Source organism: Haloarcula sp. H-hyl6 (assembly GCF_056934455.1).
In genome coordinates this window covers 82540-101186 of record NZ_JBRIIK010000002.1, presented here as the reverse complement: position 1 = coordinate 101186, position 18647 = coordinate 82540, and the positions used below count along the sequence as shown (strand labels likewise).

At 50.5% G+C, this 18647-nt stretch carries 17 protein-coding genes; 4 read left to right on the top strand and 13 right to left on the bottom strand.

The features are described 5' to 3' along the window. The first annotated feature begins 44 nt into the window (after positions 1–44). From Hhyl6_RS13710 to Hhyl6_RS13700, 3 genes are read left to right on the top strand one after another with little or no spacing between them, the layout of a single operon-like run. Positions 45–1505: a hypothetical protein gene (locus tag Hhyl6_RS13710; RefSeq protein WP_483739818.1), complete on the top strand. Its 1461-nt coding sequence runs from the start codon at positions 45–47 to the stop codon at positions 1503–1505. Continuing rightward, entirely contained in the window at positions 1502–1762 is a 261-nt protein-coding gene (locus tag Hhyl6_RS13705) for a hypothetical protein (protein ID WP_483739817.1), read from the top strand. Before Hhyl6_RS13710 ends, Hhyl6_RS13705 begins: the two co-directional genes overlap by 4 nt. After that, positions 1722–2414, top strand: coding sequence for a cyclin family protein (locus tag Hhyl6_RS13700; protein WP_483739816.1), 693 nt, complete (start codon positions 1722–1724; stop codon positions 2412–2414). The genes Hhyl6_RS13705 and Hhyl6_RS13700 overlap by 41 nt, the downstream gene beginning before the upstream one ends. A gap of 24 nt (positions 2415–2438) precedes the next feature. On the opposite strand, the gene Hhyl6_RS13695 is transcribed toward Hhyl6_RS13700, so the two are convergent. Beyond that, on the bottom strand, positions 2439–3338 hold the full coding sequence (locus Hhyl6_RS13695; protein ID WP_483739815.1) for a hypothetical protein: 900 nt from the start codon (positions 3336–3338) through the stop codon (positions 2439–2441). 4 nt (positions 3339–3342) lie between these two features. Further along, positions 3343–7272, bottom strand: a complete 3930-nt coding sequence (locus Hhyl6_RS13690; RefSeq protein WP_483739814.1) for a glycine-rich domain-containing protein — start codon at positions 7270–7272, stop codon at positions 3343–3345. Positions 7273–7395: 123 nt separating this feature from the next. On the opposite strand from Hhyl6_RS13690, the gene Hhyl6_RS13685 reads away from it, so the two are divergent. Beyond that, entirely contained in the window at positions 7396–7977 is a 582-nt protein-coding gene (locus tag Hhyl6_RS13685) for a hypothetical protein (RefSeq protein WP_483739813.1), read from the top strand. A gap of 37 nt (positions 7978–8014) precedes the next feature. Here the strand turns inward: Hhyl6_RS13685 and Hhyl6_RS13680 are convergent, their stop codons facing one another. The 11 genes from Hhyl6_RS13680 to Hhyl6_RS13630 all read right to left on the bottom strand — a co-directional run bounded on the left by Hhyl6_RS13680 (position 8015) and on the right by Hhyl6_RS13630 (position 18646). Next, complete coding sequence (locus Hhyl6_RS13680; RefSeq protein ID WP_483739812.1) at positions 8015–9610, bottom strand: glycosyltransferase family 2 protein; 1596 nt, start codon at positions 9608–9610, stop codon at positions 8015–8017. 217 nt (positions 9611–9827) lie between these two features. Then, the gene (locus Hhyl6_RS13675; protein ID WP_276273565.1) at positions 9828–10427 is read right to left on the bottom strand and encodes an MPN domain-containing protein; all 600 of its coding nucleotides are present in this window, start codon (positions 10425–10427) and stop codon (positions 9828–9830) included. Positions 10428–10544: 117 nt separating this feature from the next. Next, complete coding sequence (locus tag Hhyl6_RS13670; protein ID WP_276273564.1) at positions 10545–11477, bottom strand: hypothetical protein; 933 nt, start codon at positions 11475–11477, stop codon at positions 10545–10547. Positions 11478–11804: 327 nt separating this feature from the next. After that, positions 11805–13775: a fusexin 1 gene (gene fsx1 / locus Hhyl6_RS13665; RefSeq protein WP_483739811.1), complete on the bottom strand. Its 1971-nt coding sequence runs from the start codon at positions 13773–13775 to the stop codon at positions 11805–11807. Between the two features lie 286 nt (positions 13776–14061). Continuing rightward, complete coding sequence (locus Hhyl6_RS13660; protein WP_483739810.1) at positions 14062–14355, bottom strand: hypothetical protein; 294 nt, start codon at positions 14353–14355, stop codon at positions 14062–14064. A 219-nt stretch (positions 14356–14574) separates the two neighbouring features. Next, positions 14575–15918, bottom strand: a complete 1344-nt coding sequence (locus Hhyl6_RS13655; RefSeq protein ID WP_483739809.1) for an ATP-binding protein — start codon at positions 15916–15918, stop codon at positions 14575–14577. A 30-nt stretch (positions 15919–15948) separates the two neighbouring features. After that, positions 15949–16527 carry a hypothetical protein gene (locus Hhyl6_RS13650; RefSeq protein ID WP_483739808.1) on the bottom strand — a complete coding sequence of 193 codons (579 nt, stop codon included), beginning with the start codon at positions 16525–16527 and terminating at the stop codon, positions 15949–15951. Positions 16528–16533: 6 nt separating this feature from the next. Beyond that, complete coding sequence (locus tag Hhyl6_RS13645; RefSeq protein ID WP_483739807.1) at positions 16534–16713, bottom strand: hypothetical protein; 180 nt, start codon at positions 16711–16713, stop codon at positions 16534–16536. After that, complete coding sequence (locus Hhyl6_RS13640) at positions 16710–16844, bottom strand: hypothetical protein (RefSeq protein WP_483739806.1); 135 nt, start codon at positions 16842–16844, stop codon at positions 16710–16712. Before Hhyl6_RS13640 ends, Hhyl6_RS13645 begins: the two co-directional genes overlap by 4 nt. A 291-nt stretch (positions 16845–17135) precedes the next feature. Next, the gene (locus tag Hhyl6_RS13635) at positions 17136–18071 is read right to left on the bottom strand and encodes a hypothetical protein (RefSeq protein WP_483739805.1); all 936 of its coding nucleotides are present in this window, start codon (positions 18069–18071) and stop codon (positions 17136–17138) included. A 14-nt stretch (positions 18072–18085) separates the two neighbouring features. Next, positions 18086–18646 carry a hypothetical protein gene (locus Hhyl6_RS13630; protein WP_483739804.1) on the bottom strand — a complete coding sequence of 187 codons (561 nt, stop codon included), beginning with the start codon at positions 18644–18646 and terminating at the stop codon, positions 18086–18088. Between the last annotated feature and the right edge of the window lies 1 nt (position 18647).

Sequence of the window (18647 nt, the reverse complement as noted above, 5' to 3'; positions counted from 1 at the left end):
TACACCACATTCTCACTACTATACTACTCATAGGTGATTCACGATTGTCAGATAACCATGAAAACGTCAAAGACGCCGTTTCTTCACAAGACACAAAATCTACTGAACAACCTTCTATCAAAATCAACGTACCACAAGGCCTCGAAGCCGAGATCCAGGTCCGTGAGGAAGAGGACTTGGAAACGGTTCTTGCCAACCTCGAACTACTTGCTCGCCGCGAAGACTTCGACACTGAAGGCCTTCTCTCCCGATCGGTAACGGGGGATCAAGGAGACGAGACCGTCGATGAAGATTTTCTCGGCTGGTTGAATCAGCTGGATGAGAATCTCGGTGAGGTCGAGCAGCATCTTCGAGAGCTTAATCAGCGGGTTGACCGGGGTGAGGACGAACTCGGTGGAGGTGAAGATAGCCAGCTCGCTGAAGTTATGGATAGGATCCAGGAGCTGGATGAAGCTGTACAGGAAATGCCGGACGATGTTGATGACTTGAGGACGCAAGTCTCCACGGAAGAAGCTTCACAGGAAGACAGTTATCAGAGAGAAGATGAAGATTCCAGTGAGCAAGAAGATGACAAAGAGGAACCAGAGGAGGCAGACGAGTCTGAAGGCCTTTTCAGGTCTGTCTCTGACTTCCAAAATCTCAGTAGAGAGCAGAGAGCCGACGAAGTAAAACAGGTCATCGAGGAATATCAGCCGATCGGAGCCTCCGAGATCTGTGAGAAACTGTTTGGTTACGAGGCGAAATCAGGGACGGATGCCTACGTAGCTGTTCAGAACGTGATGCAGGACTTCCGGGATGAACTGGAAACCGAGAAAGACGGTCGCAGCACAGAGTACAGTATACCAGAAACAGAAGAACAGGACTCCTCAGATAGCGACGAAGCCGCAACAGATGAAGACGAAGAGACTCAGCCTGAAACACAGCCCACACCAAAGATAGAATCTGAATCCGTAGAAACAGACATTGAAGGTGGTGAGGACAGAGATTTTTCTGACCAAGATGGACGGTACAGTCTTGAAGATCTGAGAGAAGATGAGGATCTTGACGCAGAGGCAGAGGTCCTGAAGGTTTTCCAAGAGTACCGGAAGGAATATGGGTCAATCTCCATCCCTGAGGCAACAAAGGTATTGTTCGGATTTGAGGCCTCGGAAGAGGATGAAGAGCACCAGGTGGTAATGAACTACCTCTCAGACCACGATTCGAAAGACGGTAGGAAAGTAGAGGAAGTTGAAGGACCCGACGGAGAAACCAGATACAGAATCTGTGGGCCTTTCCAGTTCAAGAACCTGTACTACGACAGTCATCACGAAGTGATCTGCACCGAATGCCCGGTTGGGGAAGAAGCAGTGTACGCACCAAGGAAGGCTAAGAAACATCATGTCAACACAAGGAACGATGGGATGAAACCGCATCACAACTCTTTCGTCTCAGCTCAAATCCCCAGCAACTTCCAAAACGGCGAAACCGTACGCACCATCATTGAACGCGAGTGTGGTAACCAGTGAAGAAGCGACTCACATCCTTCCTCATCGGTACCATCGAGGCCTTCCTCGCGGTCAACTTTATTATCTCCCTCGCCACCTATGCTGCGTACCCTGATTTCTTCCACGTAGGCCTCCTGTTTGACCCTCAAGTTCTGATCCTGACCATCCCTCTCTCCGCAGCATTCCATCTCAACACTAAATACCTGAGAGAAGCGATGGATAACTCCGAAGAAATCCGTGAAAAGTTCGAGGAGGTGGAGCCCGATCTCAGCCACTGAACTTGAAAAATTCGTCAACAACTACAACCAGAACCTCGGTGAGGAAGAAGATCTTCTAAGCAAATTATCCAAGCTCGGTGCAGGCCTCGAACTCAGTGAAGACACATTGGACAAGGCAGCAGAGCTCATCGACAAATACAGAGATGAACTCGAGGTCCAGAAAGACCACTTGCCGCCTGCTTCTCTCCACATCGCTTCACGGCTTAACGACGAGCCCAGGACTCAGAAAATGATTCTCTCCGAATTACTGGCCGATCGGCATATCCTCAATCAGAGGAACATGCAGTACACGGAGAGAGATCTGAAGCGTGGCGTGAAGAAGACTGTGAAGAAACTGAGGACACGCATCGATGCGGATCTGTCTTTCGTCCGGAGTCACGAGCATCTTCCCTACCTTGTCTCTCAAATCGACGAAATCGAAGAAGACAGTGAAGTTGTCGAACTGGCAGAGCAGTACTGCCGGACCATACAGAAACAGGGCGGGTTGTCTCGAAGCAAAGTAGCGATCGCCGGAGCCTGTCTCGAAGCAGCGGTCGAGGAAACCGACGTCGACTACACGCTTACCCACACTCAACTGGCAGAGATCACCGGGATGAACAGCACCACCTTCGAAAACAACTTGGCCGCAGTCAAGGAAACAATCCTCGACTAAACCTTCCTACTCCTCTTTCTTTTTCTAAGCGAACTCTTTGGTGATGCTTGCGCCTATGGCGAGGCCTTGGAACAGTTTCACCGCTACATAGTACCCGGCCAAGAGATACATTATCGAATCCAGGAGAACAATCGCTTGGCCGACGTACAGCAGTGGTTCAGGAGCAGACAAGATCGTGGTATAGAACTCGACGAGGCCTCCCGCGTTCGACGTATTGATACCACGGTGTACACCGTAGAAGAATCCGAAAGTGACCGGAATGTACCTTTTCAACGGCAGGTAGACATCGAGATCTGCACCGTAAAGGTACAATGCAGAGACAAACATGATTGAGAATGCGACGGCCTTGAATCCGAGACTGGTCAAGCCGTGGATGTAGGCGAAGAAAACGCCGGCAGGGAAAGCACCAGCTATCATCGCGAGAGGTGCGTTCTCTGTTTTCTCGTAGACAACAATCGAGATCACAGTTCCGAGGCCGAGAAGTGCGATGTTCTCGCCTCCAGGCGCCAGAATCAGGTTGACGATGTCACGTACTGAGGCTGGTTCACCGGTCATAGCTGCGGAAGCGTACATCCTGCTCGGCAACCTGAAAACACTCAATTGAACGTTTGAGACCAGTGTTCCGAAGTTCAACACAACCAGTGGAAGTACTGTTGCGAATGCTGCTCTGGGCCAAGAGGCCACGCTTTTCGTCAAGCTCCCGCCGACGATGTAGATCATCAACCAGCCGAACAAGGTCAACAGGAAGAATGCAACTCCGAGAATGATGACATCGAACTGGTTTCCGCTTCCTACTGTTCCCTGAATACCGTAGAGGATGAATCCGCCTGCGGAGGCGAGAGTTCCGAATAGAATTACGAATAGGTTGACGTAGTCATACTCAGATCCTTTTGCCGTCTTCAGTAACGATGTGAGATCTACCACTTAGTCAAATCCACCTCTTCCGTGTCCAAGCGATTAGGAGGAAGCCGAACACCGCTGTACCGAGCAGGCCTGCCGAATCTTTCGTCGGCACCGGAACCTGCTGTACCTGTCCTTTGCACTCTCCACTGTCTTCGTAATTGTAGGCGCTGGATAGCTTGGAGGACAGGCACACCTTCTCAGACCGGACCAGTTGATCTGGAAGCTCCGGCACCAGCTTCATCAATTCCTGTACTGGGTCGAACCGTTCAACCGGTTTCACTGTCACCGACAATGGGCCTGCATCTCCCTGACTGGCCTTGGTGTCGAACTTGCAGGTGAACTTGCCGTCTAACCCGAGCTCTTGGAGCTTCTCCTTACTTGGAATTTTGAATCTAGCCTTTAATAAGATACTCGACGACTGCTTGTAGGTCCCCTGAGTCTTGCTCGGAACCAGTGTAGTAATGTTACTGCGGTAAGGCCTCTGGACGTTGACCGCGGATTTAACGTCGACGAAGCTGCAGGCGGTCGAGTTCCCTGTGGCAACGGTGACTCTGTTCGGTTCTTTATCGAAGTTGTAGACAGTGATGTACTTCACCTGGGTTCTGCCGTATCCAACTTCGTAGAACTGCTGAGTGTCGAAAGAGGCCTTCACCGTGGTATTGTTCTTAGGCTTTGGAGGTGGCGCACCTCCTCCTGATCCGCCGCCTGTTCCTCCTCCCTCGCTTGAAGTCCTGTACTTGTACTTCAGGATGCCGTTGTAAGTCCCTTCGTGGAGGGAGGAGTTACCATAGTCATCTGGGACGATTACGTAGATGCTTTCCTGTGTTTCGTTGATGTTGAGGCCTGAACCCGAGGCGTTGATATCTACTGAACTGGATTCTCTGTCGTCCCATTCCGGTGCGTTGTCTTTGTCCAACCCTATCTTCAGAGTGGATTCGTCGGTGACGTTGGAAGGGACTTCGACGTTGAAGTTGAGTTTGACCGTGTCGTAGTACGTGCTCGGCGTGTTCAACAAGACCTCCGTATCCTGACCGTACACACTGCCAGTATTGCAGCTGTAGTCGACGGTGAACTCCTTCTCAGCCTGTGCAGGTAGATCGACGACAGTCCTGTTTTTCTGGGTGCAGGCTTGCTGGTTGAACGCGGCTGTGGTCGACAGGTTCTCGAAGTCGAGGCTTGCCGTGTTGTTGACCTGGGCTGTTCTTGAGGCGTTGATTGTAGATCCGATAAGGACTGTGTCTTTCGCCGGTTTGACCTTGGAAAGGTTCTCCGTGACGTGGTCGACGTCGAACGTCCTGTTCCAGCACTCCTTCGTCAACAAGGAATCGGTCTTCGAGATATTTCCTGTGGTGTCGATGCTGCAGGTGCTGGAGAGATCTACGTTGCTGAGTGAGACATCGAGAGTCTTTAAGTCTGCTGTCAATTCGGTCCTGTTGAAAACGTGCTGCGTTGTAAGCGAGCTCGTCTTCGAAACATTCTGCCCCCTGTTCACCGTGGAGACTTTCTCATTGACAATCCAGTCACCGTGGCTTTCCACAGTATGAGTAACACTGCCTCCACCAGAGAGAAGGCCAGACCACTGATCCTGCGAGTCAACTGTGCCGGGAATGGAGAGCTCGACAGTGTAATTGATCGAGGACGAGGCCCCGTTGCTCAACGTATAGGTCTGGACCAAGTACTGAGTGCTGAGATTGCTGACCTGACCCGTATCCTGCCTGTGCCCGGTATCTGACTCCGAGAGATCTACAGCTTTGTTGCCGGAGTACGCTCCCTTGCTGTCACTGACGTTCACAGTACTTGTGAATGGGAAACCGATGTCGGACTTCAACGTAGAGTTTGTGAACTCGACAGCAGTGGAAAGACCTTGGAAACTACTGATGTCCTTGACACCTACAGGATCGAGGCCGAAGACCAGCCTTCTGTAGTTGGTTTCGTTGACTACGACTTCGCTGCTCGCGATCTCTGGCTTGGCGTTGGTGATTTCGAAGGTGTAGTTGTTGCCGATGCTGGTGACTGCACCGTCATTGTCCTCCGCATTATCTATGACAATGCTGTAGTTGCCAGTACTGTCCGCAGTGATTGTAGGAGAAGCCCAGTACGTGGAGTTGACCTGAGTTCCGTTTTTCGTAGAGAAAACTGTTGAAGAACTGTTCTGGCCTGTAAATCTAGCAGCTACAAGGCTGCCATCAGGGTCAGAGACGTTTACCAAGAGTTTGACTGTATCCCCATACTTGACATTGCTATTATTCAAAGAAGCTGAGTGGAATACTGGATCATAATTTGTATTAATCGCCTCAATTGTTACTGAGCCATCCCCGGCATTTGTCCCCGTAGAATATTCTGTATAATTTGAAACTTCATAATATGGATTGCCGTTTTCTCCATCGAATCCCTCATGGGCTGGACTATAGTCATAATATCCTCCCTTTCCTCCACTTCCTCCTCCGAAGCAAGAGCTAAAATATCCCTCACCTCCTTGACCTGGACTTGAATCAGCATCGTAGCCGTTTTTACCTTCTGAATAGCCTGTTTGTCCATCTCCATTTCCACCTGATCCGCCATCTCCACCGTGTGTAGCATCTTGGTCTCCAGTAGCTCCGCCTCCTCCACCGCCTCCTCCAGCACAAGCTAGGAGATCTCCTCCAGTATATTTTATTGCTGAAGAACCTCCACCACCGCCTCCAGCAGCATTTCCAGCATCACCATCAAAATCACCAGCGTTACCTCCCATTCCTCCAACTCCAATCGTCAAGTTATTACTCGAATCAATCGGAATTTTAAACTCCATCGTTGCACCTAATCCGCCATTTCCTCCATAGTGATTTGCCGTATCTCCACCATCACCTCCTTCAGCTCCTTTTAAAGTGACATTTAGGAACTCTGCTTCATCTGGAATATCGTAGGTATAAGATCCAACACTTGAGTATGAATTTGTGCCTATAACTGAGGCTGAACCAATTATGTAAGTGTAAATTTCTTTAGGAGGACGGAATTGTACACCATTTTCTGTTTTTACTTTAGCTGAAGGATTGTAAGTGTATTCAGTTTCTATAATTTTGGTGCTATTTCTGGGGAAAGTTACGTTATAGACATGGTAGTTATAGGCTTGTTTGTTGTCTATAAGCAAATCACTGTTTATGCCTGCTTCTTTAGCTTCTGTTAGTGCATCTTCTATGCTTTTGTTTACCTTTTTGTGCCGGATATTGTTGAAATCTATTTTTCTCAGCGTGGCATTTTTAGGTGTTGCTAAGTAGACCAATTCGTTTGCTTTTGGTTCATATAGGTTATCGTAAGTGATGTTCTTGTACGCAAACTCACCATTCCTTTCAAAGCTACCACCTACGATTAGTTTCTCTGTGTCCTTCCCGCTGTAGATATCTTGGTAGCTGTCCTGGACTGTGCCGTTGTAGATCAGGCTGTAGTTGATGATTAGGTGTTCGTAGTGAGCGTTGACGGTGATGTTCCAGGTCGCGTTTCCGAGGACGGTGTTGCCTTGGCCTTCTACAGCTTCATCGAACGAGGACTCGAAGACGGTGCCTCTTTCTGTGGATTCGTTGCTGTAGAAGCTGTCCGAATAGTCGTAGTAGTTCGCTGGAAGGCCTTCTACACTGTCGTTTTGTCCGAGCAGTGCTGAGGCCTCAGGACTCGGATACTCATAATTCGAGGCGAGGCCGTACTGGTAGTTCAGTGTGGATACTCCGCTATTTTCTCCCCAGGAGTCTCTGGTGTAGCTCCAGTCGACGACTGCGTGATCTGTGGCGTTGGGGACGAATACCTGGCGTGGAGTCAGTGTCTTGTTGAGGTAGCTGGTTTCGAACTTGATCGCTGAGTCATTGACGAATGTGGTGTTCACGTTTTCCTCGGTGAGGCCTGCTATCTGTACATCAGCTGCTGCAGCCGATGTTGTTAGAAACAAAGCTGCTGCTAAGAGAACCAAGGCCTTCCTGTCAGACATATAAAAAATAGATGGAACGTTACTTAAAAAAGTGCATTCCATGTAGAGTCAGAGACTCCCCATTCTTACTCCATATTTACCTACCATGTACCCTTTTTATCACCCAGCCTGAACAGCCACTATATGACAATCACCGGTGGCATTCTGTTCCGGGAAGAGCCTTACTCAGATCTTGAGGAGCTCAAAGAGGAGCGTATGGACAAGATCAGCAGTTCTCATCAAAACTCTGCTATTGACGAGATCCCGGATATCGAGGAAGAGGAGTTCGTGGAGAGGACGATGAAAGCTGTCGGCCTGAACATTCCCTCCTTTGACTACGACAAACTGCGGAAAGAGGAATACGGCTCACCAGGGAGGGAGAGGCTTAGGGTCAAGCTGCTGGTCAACGGCAACATCGATCTTCTCGAATACCCTCCCGAGAACGATTACCCAGAAATTGAAGTGGGCGATGTGAACGGGAACTGGCTGGAATGGCGGGTCTCAATCGAAGGAAAGAGCGGGGACGAGGTAAGCCAGGAGATCGAGGAGAAACTCGAAGACCTGCAGGAAGGCCTTGACGCCCTCCGACCCAGATTAGAAGAAGTGAACGAAGAGCTTCGGCAACAGGCGAGAGAAGAGTATCAGACCCGGATGGAGAAAACTGAGAAGCATTCAGAGACGATAGATAACATCGACGTCACCACTCCGGACGAAAAAGAGGATTAGCCAGACCTTCTCTAAAAAGAACAAGAGAGAAGGCGGTTTACACCCTCGCCAACTGGATACCAGACAAACCAGCTAACCCAGCCAAGCCTACAGCTGTCAGGACTTCACCGTAGCCGATCATCGACAACCCTGTTCCGACAACACCGGTCAACAGGAACACCGCCGGCATCCACGCCACGACCCGGACCACGCGAGAACTCTGCGAGTCACGGTTCCAGAGAATCAATCCCGGTGCTAAGAGGAACGCTGACCCGACAGCCAGCAACGGCAAGTCATACAGCAGGCCTACCACTGAGACGAAGACACCGGACAATACTGTGAACGGCATCATCTTGACCTGGTGAGAGACGTGGACGCCGTTCTCCTCCTTCGGAGTCGTATGGAAGAACGCATCACCGCCACGCACTATCTCCACGATCTTCTTCACAGCAGTCGGAGCCAAACTACAGTACACCGCAGTACTCACCGCCAGAAAACTCGCCAGCTGCAACGGTTTGTCCCGCATATCGATGAGGAACGACAGAATCGGACTGACCAGTGTTGCCAACGTCATCATGTAGAATCCGGTGCTGAACTCGAAATCCAGACCCAGTCCGAACACTGCTGTGACACTGAGAATGTACGAAAGGAAAAGTGTGGACAACGGCAGGTTCAGTACCGGGAAAGCTACGTCCAGTTTCTCAGTGAGGGAGGCCTTGCTCTTCAGAAAACGAGGCAATTCCTTGACGATGTACTCTGTCGTCCCTGCACTCCACTTGATGTGCCGCTTCCACATCGCGTAGTAGTCCTCAGGGAAGTCCTCTCCACAGACAACGTCGTCAGCAAACACTCCTTTGTATCCGTGTTCACGGATCCGTGTAGCGAACGCCAAGTCCTCAGACACCATCTCAGGGAACCCGCCGATATCCTTCCAGGCCTTTCGCCGGAATACGGTGCCGTGGCCGAGGAACATTACGAAGCCGTACCTGTTCCGTTGAGGCATATAACGGTCCCAGTGAATATCGATGCCTTTCCCAAGCAGCTGTGCGAACCGTGATTCCTGTTCGTTGGTGTCGTGATTGGCCTGGACAAAGCCGACGTCAGGCGTTGAGAAGTACCGGAGGATCTCGGAAAGAAACGTATCCAGTAGTCTTTCGTCGCTGTCGACGACTGCGAAGTACTCGGCGTCGACCTGCTGGACGGCGTTGTTCAACGCACCGGCTTTGAAGCCTTCCCTGTTATCCCTGCGAATAACCTGGACACTGCTGTACTGCTGGGCGAACTCATCAACCCTTTCACGAAACTTCTGCTCGGTGCTGTCGTCCAGGATGTACAGAGGTGCGTCGAAGCCCTGCTCAACGCAGTCTTTCGCTGTCTCGACGTCGAAATCGTTGAACGTCGGCAATAGAACTGCTGCATCCAACTCCTGCACCTGTTCCCTGTCGAGTTTCTCTGGCGTGGTCCGTGGCAGGTAGCCGAAGAGCTGGACCACGATGTTGTAGATCCCGTAAAACCAAAAGATGGAGATCGAGGTGAGTAGGAATCCGACCACAGTCTTCCCCAGTAATCCGTTGATTGAGGCAACTATCTGCAGTGCTTCACCGCCGAAGAACACGATTGATACAAGCCACGTAGACAGGATTGTGGCGTACATCGCCGGGCTTTTCGCCTGACTGATGGCGTATCAAGCCCTGCTGAGTCTTGAGGACTGTTGACGGGTTTTAGAAGATTGTAGTTGAGGTCCGAGAAGTAGTTTGGTTCGTGTCATATACGGTTCGCCTCTTAGTGGGTGATGCGTCTACCTGAATGATCCATTGTATTAGTACATGTTTACCACTAGAACTTTTTAAAATCCAAGGCCAGGTACGGAATCAACCCGAGGCCTTGATCCCGATCTCTACGGGTTCGAACTCGTGGCCATCAGGCGTATCCACTATCTTCCAACACTTCAGGCCTCCAACCTCTCCCTCAAGCTGCACCACCTGATCATACATCAGACAACTCCAATCCAAGTCAGACTCCAAATCCTTGTCCTCCTCAGAAAGCCGTTGATTGAAATCTGGGTGCGTGTGGAGTATACCGTCAAAGGGAGCGGAGCTGAACAGCGTTGAGCATCTGCCAGCGACAGCATCGTGCTTCGACTTCGTGATATCATCCACAAGCCGTAGCCGAGTCACCTCCTTGTCCTCCACCTTCATACAGAACAAGCGCTCATCCGCAGCGTTGTAACCGATGCTAGCGGCACCAACATTATTCAGCTCTTCAATCTCTTCGGCGGGGAATGTCAAGACAGGTGCTTGGCCGTCATCAAACGCATCGAGGCCTTCACGCATCACAAAACGGGTCTGGGCATCGAAGTTAGAGTTAGTGTACATCGTATAGACGAATCCGCCGGATACCAGGACAGCTGCGAATCCGAGGTATATCCAGTCCTCTAACGTGACTTCGAGCAGCTTTGCGATTAGAGACATACAGAACTACTTCGACCTCTCGTACAACTGAAAATGAGGATCTACTACTTAAGAAAGAAAGGGAGAAAAAAGGAAAGGGAAGTTATTTTGGACGCAGGTGTTCAGAGACGGACACTTTTAGTTGAGCGTGATGCTCGAAGTGACCATCGAAACACCGGTGTCCTGAGCAGGTGTAGCTGCGTTCTCGACGCCCCACTTGACTTCGTTTCCTTCGATGTATGGAGCAGAGTCGAGGACTGCGAACTCCAGGCTCTCGCCGGAAGTACCGTCAGCATCTGCCTTCAAGACAATAGCGCCTGACTTCTCTTTCTCGTAAGCTGTGAGCAGTGGTTCCTTGTCTTCTGTTGCTGGATATACTGCGTAGGCCTTGTCGAATCTGTCAGGTGCAGAGTTTGGCATTGCTATCTTCTCTGCGTTAGGCATTGAGACCTTGCTCAGGTTGGAGCCATCCACTTTGTTGACGAGGACAACCTTTGGGTTGTATGCTCTGTCGTCGACGTTGACGCCGACCTGCATACCGTCCAGGGTTACTCTCTCATCAGCGGATAGATCTACGGATGAAACGGTGTTCCCGTTCGGTCCGAAGAACGTCACGCCGACGTTGGACGGAGATACTCCTTGCCAGACCTTGATGTTGACAAGCTCGCTGACTTGGTCAACGAATTTCTCCTTGACAACTCCGTAGTCGTAGGTACTGTCGAATGCAGTTACCTTTGCTGTGGTTCCTGTTACGAACTCAGTGTAGCTTGCTCTGCTGTCTGCGCCTGCGGATGCACTTCCTAAGTCGTATGTTTCGCTGTCACCGATCCTCCAGGCGTGGGCAGTTGTTGCTACCTGATTGTTTGAGTCTGAGGTCTGGGAGAATGCTGCGATGGAGACTGTTGCTTCATCTCCGGTTGCTACGTTAGGACCAGGGTTTGAGCCGTTATCTGCTGGATCTGAATTTGCTGAACTCATAAACGGCAGGTTGCCTGTGGCACCTCCAACGACGAGGGCTCCGAGAACGAATGCTACGGATATTCCTCCGATAAGCTGTTTTCCAGTAGCCATGTGTAATTTGTCACCTCCTGCGGTGTAGGGTCAGACAGAGACAGGATCAACCGAGGAATAGGCTTTCGACCCAAATAATTCAGAAGTGCTATCGGAGTCGCCGCTGCCAGGCGTATGTGGTTCACTCCGGTTCTCAAATGGCCGGCTCCAAGCCATTGAACCAGAGCGTTCGTGATACTGGCCCTGTGACAGATCCGAATAGCTGAGGTCGAAACCTTCCTCAGGCAGATCCCGTATTTGTTCTCTGCCTGCCTTTAGGGGATTTTGAGGAAAACGATACATTCTATCTACGAATTGATAGTTACTACTTATAAAACCCGTCCGGAACTAAAGTTCGATATCCGGAGTACTGGCACTCACATACAGATAACCCAGTCCGATCAGACCCAACACCGTAGCCAAAAGGCCCAGCGGATCTGTGACCAACTGGTACACTGCTACTGCGATCATTGCACCGCCGACAAGGCCTATAACCAGTCGAACGTGGGAATCCTTCACCGGAATGAACTCTGTCGCCAGTCCGTCAACAAGTTTACCGAGCTTGACTCCTACCAGGGCGAATCCTCCGAGAAACGCGATGAACGTCACGAACACTTGGAACCAGTTCAACGCATTCGCATCGCCACTCCAAATGTTTCCGAAGGCATTCAACGGATTACTTAGCTGAGTGCTTGTACCTGGAAGAGTGAACCGTTTACCGAACAATCCGGTTCCACCGGTAGTTGTCGTACCTGGGTCCCGGCACTCATACTGGACATCGTCATTGACGTAGACTGCCTCCAATTCTCCTGTACAGGTATCCTGTTCCGAGAGCTTGAGGCCGTTAGGACAACTGTAGATGACGTCGTTACCATCCTTCTGCTTCACAACCTCTTTGCCCTGAGTACATTCTGACTGCTGCGTGGCCTCAACCGAGACACTGGTCGAAACCTCGTTACCAGCACCAGTATCCTCCACAGTGATACTGCACTGCCCTGTGTACCGGGATTGAGTCATACTTGTCGACGTGAACGTGACCCTGAAGCTGTAAGACGCAGTCTCACCAGGAGCAACCGTCTTCGTATTCTGAAGAGCATCCGCCTGGAAGTACTGACCGCAGTTTTCGGCACGAGCTGAGAAACTGCCTTCAGCCTCACCCACATTCTTCACATCAACAGAGATCCTGCCACTACTGAGCTCTCCGAAACTGGTTCCATCACTGGAAACAATCTTCGGCCTCCCCACTGGTTTCGAGACAGAGATATACCCGTTCTCGCCAGCATCAACATAGACGTTGAACTCGGGATAGGCCAAGCTACGACTCATATCGACTTTGAACGCACCGCTCTGGAAGCTCGAGTCCAACACCTCCGAATCAGCAAGAGGTGAACTACTGTACTTCTGCTGTGCGTTCTCAGCCTTCCCGTTCATCTGGCTCTCGATGTAGCTCTCGGTAGCTGAGCCAGCTGCCCAGTCCTGCAATAGATCAGGGCCGGAGTTCGCTACGTAGCTCCAGTAATTATTGTAGCGTCTTTCACTGATGATTCTCCAACCGTTCTCGTAGTTATTCCCGTGGAGAGCCAGTTCGTCGTCGACGAGCGGAGGATTCTCACCGGTCTCCAGGTTGCCCTGCCACTTCACCTTCGCATACCGGCCAAGGTTTGAGACTACGCCTGATCCGCCGTCTCCATTTGTAATTACTGCTGTCTGCGGGTTCTTGTTTCCGGCTTGCAGCTTCCATTCTGTGCGGAAGATCTCGTCAGGTGAGCCGATATCCGCGACAGCTCCGTAGTATCCGTTTTTCCTGAAACAGTAGATATCATATTTGTAGGTTCCACTCCAGTAGTCGTACCACTTGTTTCCGTAGGCCTCAACGTCGGTTGTTCCCCATCCTTCTACTGTGTAGGTCTGTGCGTCGTTCAAGTCGGCACAGTTCGAAGTCACCCAGTTCCAGAGTTCCTCTTTAGAACTGACTGTAGTACTGATTCCATCCCAACCGTAGATCTTCTTCAACCCGTTGTCCTGGGCCGGGTAACGGGCGTAGGTATCCTGGTGAGAAACACTCAAAGTCAGGTCTTCCTCTGCTGTAGCTCCAGTCCTGCTCTCGATCTCACTGGATCCAAGATAGACATCGATTTCGTCCGTCGCAAAGTTCGAGACGTAACCAGCCTGGAGAACTTCGCCGTCAAAGAACTCGCTGTTGCTCTTGTATTTAACACTGTCAACAGAGGTCGTACCCGCTGCTGCCAACGAGGTAAACAGTAGAAGAGAAATTCCTGCAATCAAGGCCTTCCAACCCTTATCCACTCTTGATTTCACCTACACACTCGGCCTCCTGGTACAGAGTGCCGTTGATAATTTTGAACGTGGCGTTGGAAGGAATCGAAACTCCACTCTCTGAGGCGTAGTCACGCAGGTCTTGTTCAGAGTCAAAGGTCTGGTTGTTTTGCTGGATCTTGTGCCAGCAGCCATCATCTGTTCTGGCGAGGCTCAATGGTCCGACGTTGAGAGCAGAAGCAATAGTCAAAGCTAGAAGTATTACAACTCCTATCCCTGAAATCCATTTCACTGCTGTCGAACCTTTGCTAGTATTATTGATTGTGTATCACCCTGCTTTGATATCGATCATTTTCTTGACTCCGACTAAGCCGAATCCGACGAAGATACCGTTCGTAATCGCCGCGAACAGCCGTTGAAGGCCTGTACTTGGTGTTGGCACTGCGAAAAAGTAGAACCCGGATGCAGCCAATACCAATGCACCTGTAACGTACAGACTTCGGATGAACGGTACTCGTGCTGGAACCCTGTCGACACTCAACAGAGCAGCTACGATGTAGGCAGCTGCAACTGTTACCTCGGGGTTCTGGAAAGCCAGTTGTATGATCGCGTTGAGTACCACTTCAGTCGTTCACCGGCCAGCTATCTATGACTGAGGTATCTTTGCTGCCACAGCCATTCTCACGGCTTTTGTAGTGGCGGTTAGGTGCAGAGCGGTCGTCCTTCGGATTTGTCCTGTAGGTTTCTCCGCATCCCTTGCAGTGGACCAGGCATCGATACTTCTCAGCCATTTTATCTATATTACAGATGTGAAGATACTCCTTATAAAATGGCGGGACGGCTAGCCGGTGTGCCTGACCAACGGACTGTAAAACTTCACCACAGGACAGTCCTCAACGCCATCGTGCTTCTCCGGGTTGACGTACAAAAACTCGTACTGATTCAAGTCGTTGATCTTCTTCCTCCACTTCTCCTTATCGCCCTGCCCGTAGAGGTTAGTGGAGTTCAACGCCTTACGCCAATCCACCGGGTTCAGGCCTTCACCGATAAACATGTGCGTCGTATCTCCGACGAAGTCATACGGATCTGAGCTTTGAGGGTACGGCAGTTTTGAAGGCCGCTGCGTGCTGAGAATAGTAGCTACATCCGCCTGGCGTCCAGCGATATCAAGGATCTTCTGAAAGTATCTCTTGACGAGGTCGCCAGTGTCTCGGCCCGCAACTTCGTGGAACTCGTCCCCGTAAAGTATGAATGGGCCTTCGATATTCCCCCGCCTGACTTCCTTGATGAAGTTCCTCATCAGGACCGCAACGTAGAACTGGAACTTCTCCTCATCGCCGTAGGTGTAATTGTCGTAGTGCTTGAGGCTGAGCGAGATGACTGCTCTCTTCTCCTCAAGCCTGTGGTTCTCTAACTCGTGTTGTCCCTTGTTCTCTTTCCAGACGTATTCGCCGCAGTCGTGGCACTCCCAGCACTCGATGTAGTTGAACGGGTTCTTACGCAGGTGGGAGGCCAGGATCTTGCTGTTCTCCAAGCTGTTCAATGTCCTCTTGATCGGGCCTTTCAGGTTGTCCGCGTAGTCGATCTCAACGTTATCCAGCTTGGCTTTCAGCGAGGTGAAGTTCTCGTCCTCGATGTTGAGATCTCCGAGCAGGTTGTCGAAGACCTGTTTCTGTGGTTCGCTGTTGAAATCCAGGAGGAACATCAGGTCAGATTTCGTGATGTCCTCGAACCCGAGTGTGAACTGCTCGATGTAGGACGGTTTCCCGTTCCTGTAGTCCTCGACGAGGAACTTCGGCTGGAACAGTTTCCGTGGGATTGCGTGAGGCTCCTCACCTTCTACCAAGCCCATCGTTTCAATCATATTCTTTGAAGCTCCCCCAGAGTAGGAAACTGACTGAAAGTCGTTCTTGACGTCAGAGAAATGGATGGGAGTCCAGCCATCGTCGTGCGCTGTGGAGACAATCCGTTTCCCGGCGACAGTCTTTCCACGGCCTGTAGGAGCTACAAGCAGTATCCTCGTCGTATCCGTCAACTCGATATTGATGGTGTCTCCAGAATCGACTTCATAGGCGACCGGAAGCCTGCCGTTGTAGTCGACGTCAATCTCCTCCTCTTCTTGACTGTACTTCTGATATTTCGGATCTCCGGCCTCAAGTGCCCGCTCAAATAATCCTTTAAACATAATTAAAATAATAATAAAGGTGCTTTTAAATCATTGTTCCTCTTCGCGAGGCGGTCCTTGATTAATTTCGATTTTGTTACTGCTGCCGGAGTCTTTCTTCTTCGCTGTGACGCCTTCTGCCTGCAGCCAGCTGTACTTCCCTTTGAACGGGTTGATCCTGCCCTCTGGGTCATGTATGTCTCCGCTGTACTTCCTGATCTGGTCATCAGAAAGATCGTAGATGTACGCCAGCATCTCTCGCTTCTTCGTATCTCGAGGCCTGCCGATGATCCCGTACATCAAGTGTTTCTCACCGTCAACCCTCACCCATCGAGAATCTGTGTGGAAGTCACGGTTATCATCGTGTGTCTTATCCAGGTTGAGAGGCCTGTACGCGGCTGCGTTCTGTACTCTTTTATTCAGTTTTTCGGGGGCCTTGACTGGCTCAACCTTAGCATTCTTCCGGTCAGAGTCAAAGCCGAAGGCGTCCTGATCCCAGTTGTACCAAGCTACAGCACCTCCGACTATCGTGGACAGTCCGAAGACCCAGCTCCAAGGGATCAGCCCTGTGTAGAAATTACCGAGCAGGAATACGAAGACTGCTGCTGCGTAGATCTCGGCGTCCTTCAATCTAATCTATATCACCTGCGGAAGCGTGACGAGTACAAAGTATCCTGCTCCAGCACCCAGCAGTGTAAAGACGAAGTAACCTACAAGAGCGCCTCCGTGCTTGAGGCCTCTGATAAGGCCTGCTGCTTGTACTATTAGGAAGACTGCAAATGCGATCAGGAGATGAGTCTGAGCGATTTCAATCATAGTACTTTCTTTATGAACTTGTTTTCGAATATTGATTCGATTGGAGGGTTTCCGCCGAATTTGTAGATATTGACTCTTCCTTCACCGTATTCCTGGTAGATCTTGTGCACCAGCCGTTCTTCGTCAATCACTGGTTCTCCGTTCTCTACCGAGTAAGGCTGGATAGGAGCTTCCTCTACCGGTCCTTTGTACTTCGTAACGTCCTTGATATACGGTCCTTGAACCGGTTCCGTACCTGCTTCGTATTCCGCAACCTTGTACCGGTGACTCTGGAAGGTATTGCCGTCTGTATAATCTACAGTGGTTGTTCTTTTTACTAGTTTCTCAGGCAGGTCGTCGCATTTGACGTCTTCCTGTGCTCTGTTGTCTCGCAGTTTTCGGACTATCAGTGCCAGGACGGATCACCAGTGCCGAAGAGAGGGTTATACGCCCTCGATTTTCTCTCCGAAGTTTTCGAACCCTTTCTTCTGGATATTCGTGACTTGGCCTTTCAGGATGTGCTCCTGTTTCCCGAGCTCTTCAGCATACCACTCCAGATCTTTCCCCGGGTTCTCGTTCACTGTCTTGTAGACCTCTTGCTGCAGATTAGATAGTTCGCTCAAATCTTTCTCAGAATCTTCGTCCTGAGCTGAAGACTGACTGCTTTCCGGAGTTGTGGAGACTTGCTGTTCTGCAGTGTCTATCGACCTCGACGTCGAACTCCGTCCCTGTCTTTGCTGAGGCGAGTTGATTTCCTGGGCCGCAGATTGCAAGGCCTCAGCAGCCTCCTTCATATTCTCAGAAACCTCGACGTGGTTCTCACTCAACTCCTCCTCAAGGCTTTCAACCGACTCAGTTACTTCACTAACCACGTCTTGACTCATACTCTGGAACTGGTTCTGACTCTCACTGACGTACTGCTTGGTCATTTCCATGACTTTGGATTCGTCCTGCCTCATCTGTTGCAAATCAATAGCATCACTCAGCAAGTCGTCCTGATCCTTGTACACCTTCAACGCCAAGGCCAAGCGGGAAACCAGCTGCCTGTAATCTCGTATAGCCTTCCTCATCTTTTCCGCGTCGTCGGAATCGACAGCATTCCTTCTCAAGTTCTCCTGGAAATCCTCTTCGTCCCAACGCTGCTCAATCTTTTCAGCCTTCTCTAACGCCATATCTGCCTTCGTCGACGCCGAGTCCTCGATCTGACTCGCGTGACTTCTACGACGGTCCAGGATATCCCTAAGATTGTACTTCGTAATGCTGCCCTGGTCGAGTTCGCTTTCCGTCTTCGACTTCAAGTCTTTCGCAGCCTTGTCCAGTTCCTGATTTTCAAGTATCTTATCTGTGATCTCGTCGTCTTCGTTGTCGAATAGTCCCACTTAGGAAATCACCTTTAGATTGCGTCTTCGAGCGCTACGTCGCTGCAGCTTGGACAGTAGCCATCGTTGTTCTTCCACCGTGATTTTGGATTTGTGCTGTTGCAGTCTGGGCATTGAATGCCGCTGGAATTAGAAGACTGAGCTGCTTCCTTCTTCTCCAATTCCTCACGTTCCTCACGCAGCTCGTCAGCTTTCTTCTCTGCAGTACCTTTCTCCTTCTCTAACTCGCGTATATCTTCTATTAGATCTGAAATTTTACCTTCCAGATCTTTGTTCATCCGGTATCCGATAGTCCTCTGGAACTCATTTTCAGTCAAGCCCGGGACATCCTTTGTAGGCCTGAGCACCATAATACGGAATCCTCCGTCTGTCGGGTACTCCTCAATGTTTTTCTCTTCATCAAGGGCGTAGGGGAACGTTTTGGGTCTTGAGAAGATTTCTGAGCCTTTGGTTCCCATCGGCCTGATTTCAGGTTTTACCCGTTCAGGGTATTCGTCCGGCCTTTCCTTTTCACCGGTGTGGCCGCCAAAGTATTCGCCGAAAAATAGATCGACTACGAGTGGTTCTTTTGCCATA

What these genes read in the sequence shown, in the direction of transcription:
- Hhyl6_RS13675 (WP_276273565.1), bottom strand. Translation starts at nt 10,427, where the DNA reads ATGTCTCTAATCGCAAAGCTGCTCGAAGTCACGTTAGAGGACTGGATA.
- Hhyl6_RS13630 (WP_483739804.1), bottom strand. Translation starts at nt 18,646, where the DNA reads ATGGCAAAAGAACCACTCGTAGTCGATCTATTTTTCGGCGAATACTTT.
- Hhyl6_RS13690 (WP_483739814.1), bottom strand. Translation starts at nt 7,272, where the DNA reads ATGTCTGACAGGAAGGCCTTGGTTCTCTTAGCAGCAGCTTTGTTTCTA.
- Hhyl6_RS13680 (WP_483739812.1), bottom strand. Translation starts at nt 9,610, where the DNA reads ATGTACGCCACAATCCTGTCTACGTGGCTTGTATCAATCGTGTTCTTC.
- Hhyl6_RS13655 (WP_483739809.1), bottom strand. Translation starts at nt 15,918, where the DNA reads ATGTTTAAAGGATTATTTGAGCGGGCACTTGAGGCCGGAGATCCGAAA.
- Hhyl6_RS13685 (WP_483739813.1), top strand. Translation starts at nt 7,396, where the DNA reads ATGACAATCACCGGTGGCATTCTGTTCCGGGAAGAGCCTTACTCAGAT.
- Hhyl6_RS13645 (WP_483739807.1), bottom strand. Translation starts at nt 16,713, where the DNA reads ATGATTGAAATCGCTCAGACTCATCTCCTGATCGCATTTGCAGTCTTC.
- Hhyl6_RS13670 (WP_276273564.1), bottom strand. Translation starts at nt 11,477, where the DNA reads ATGGCTACTGGAAAACAGCTTATCGGAGGAATATCCGTAGCATTCGTT.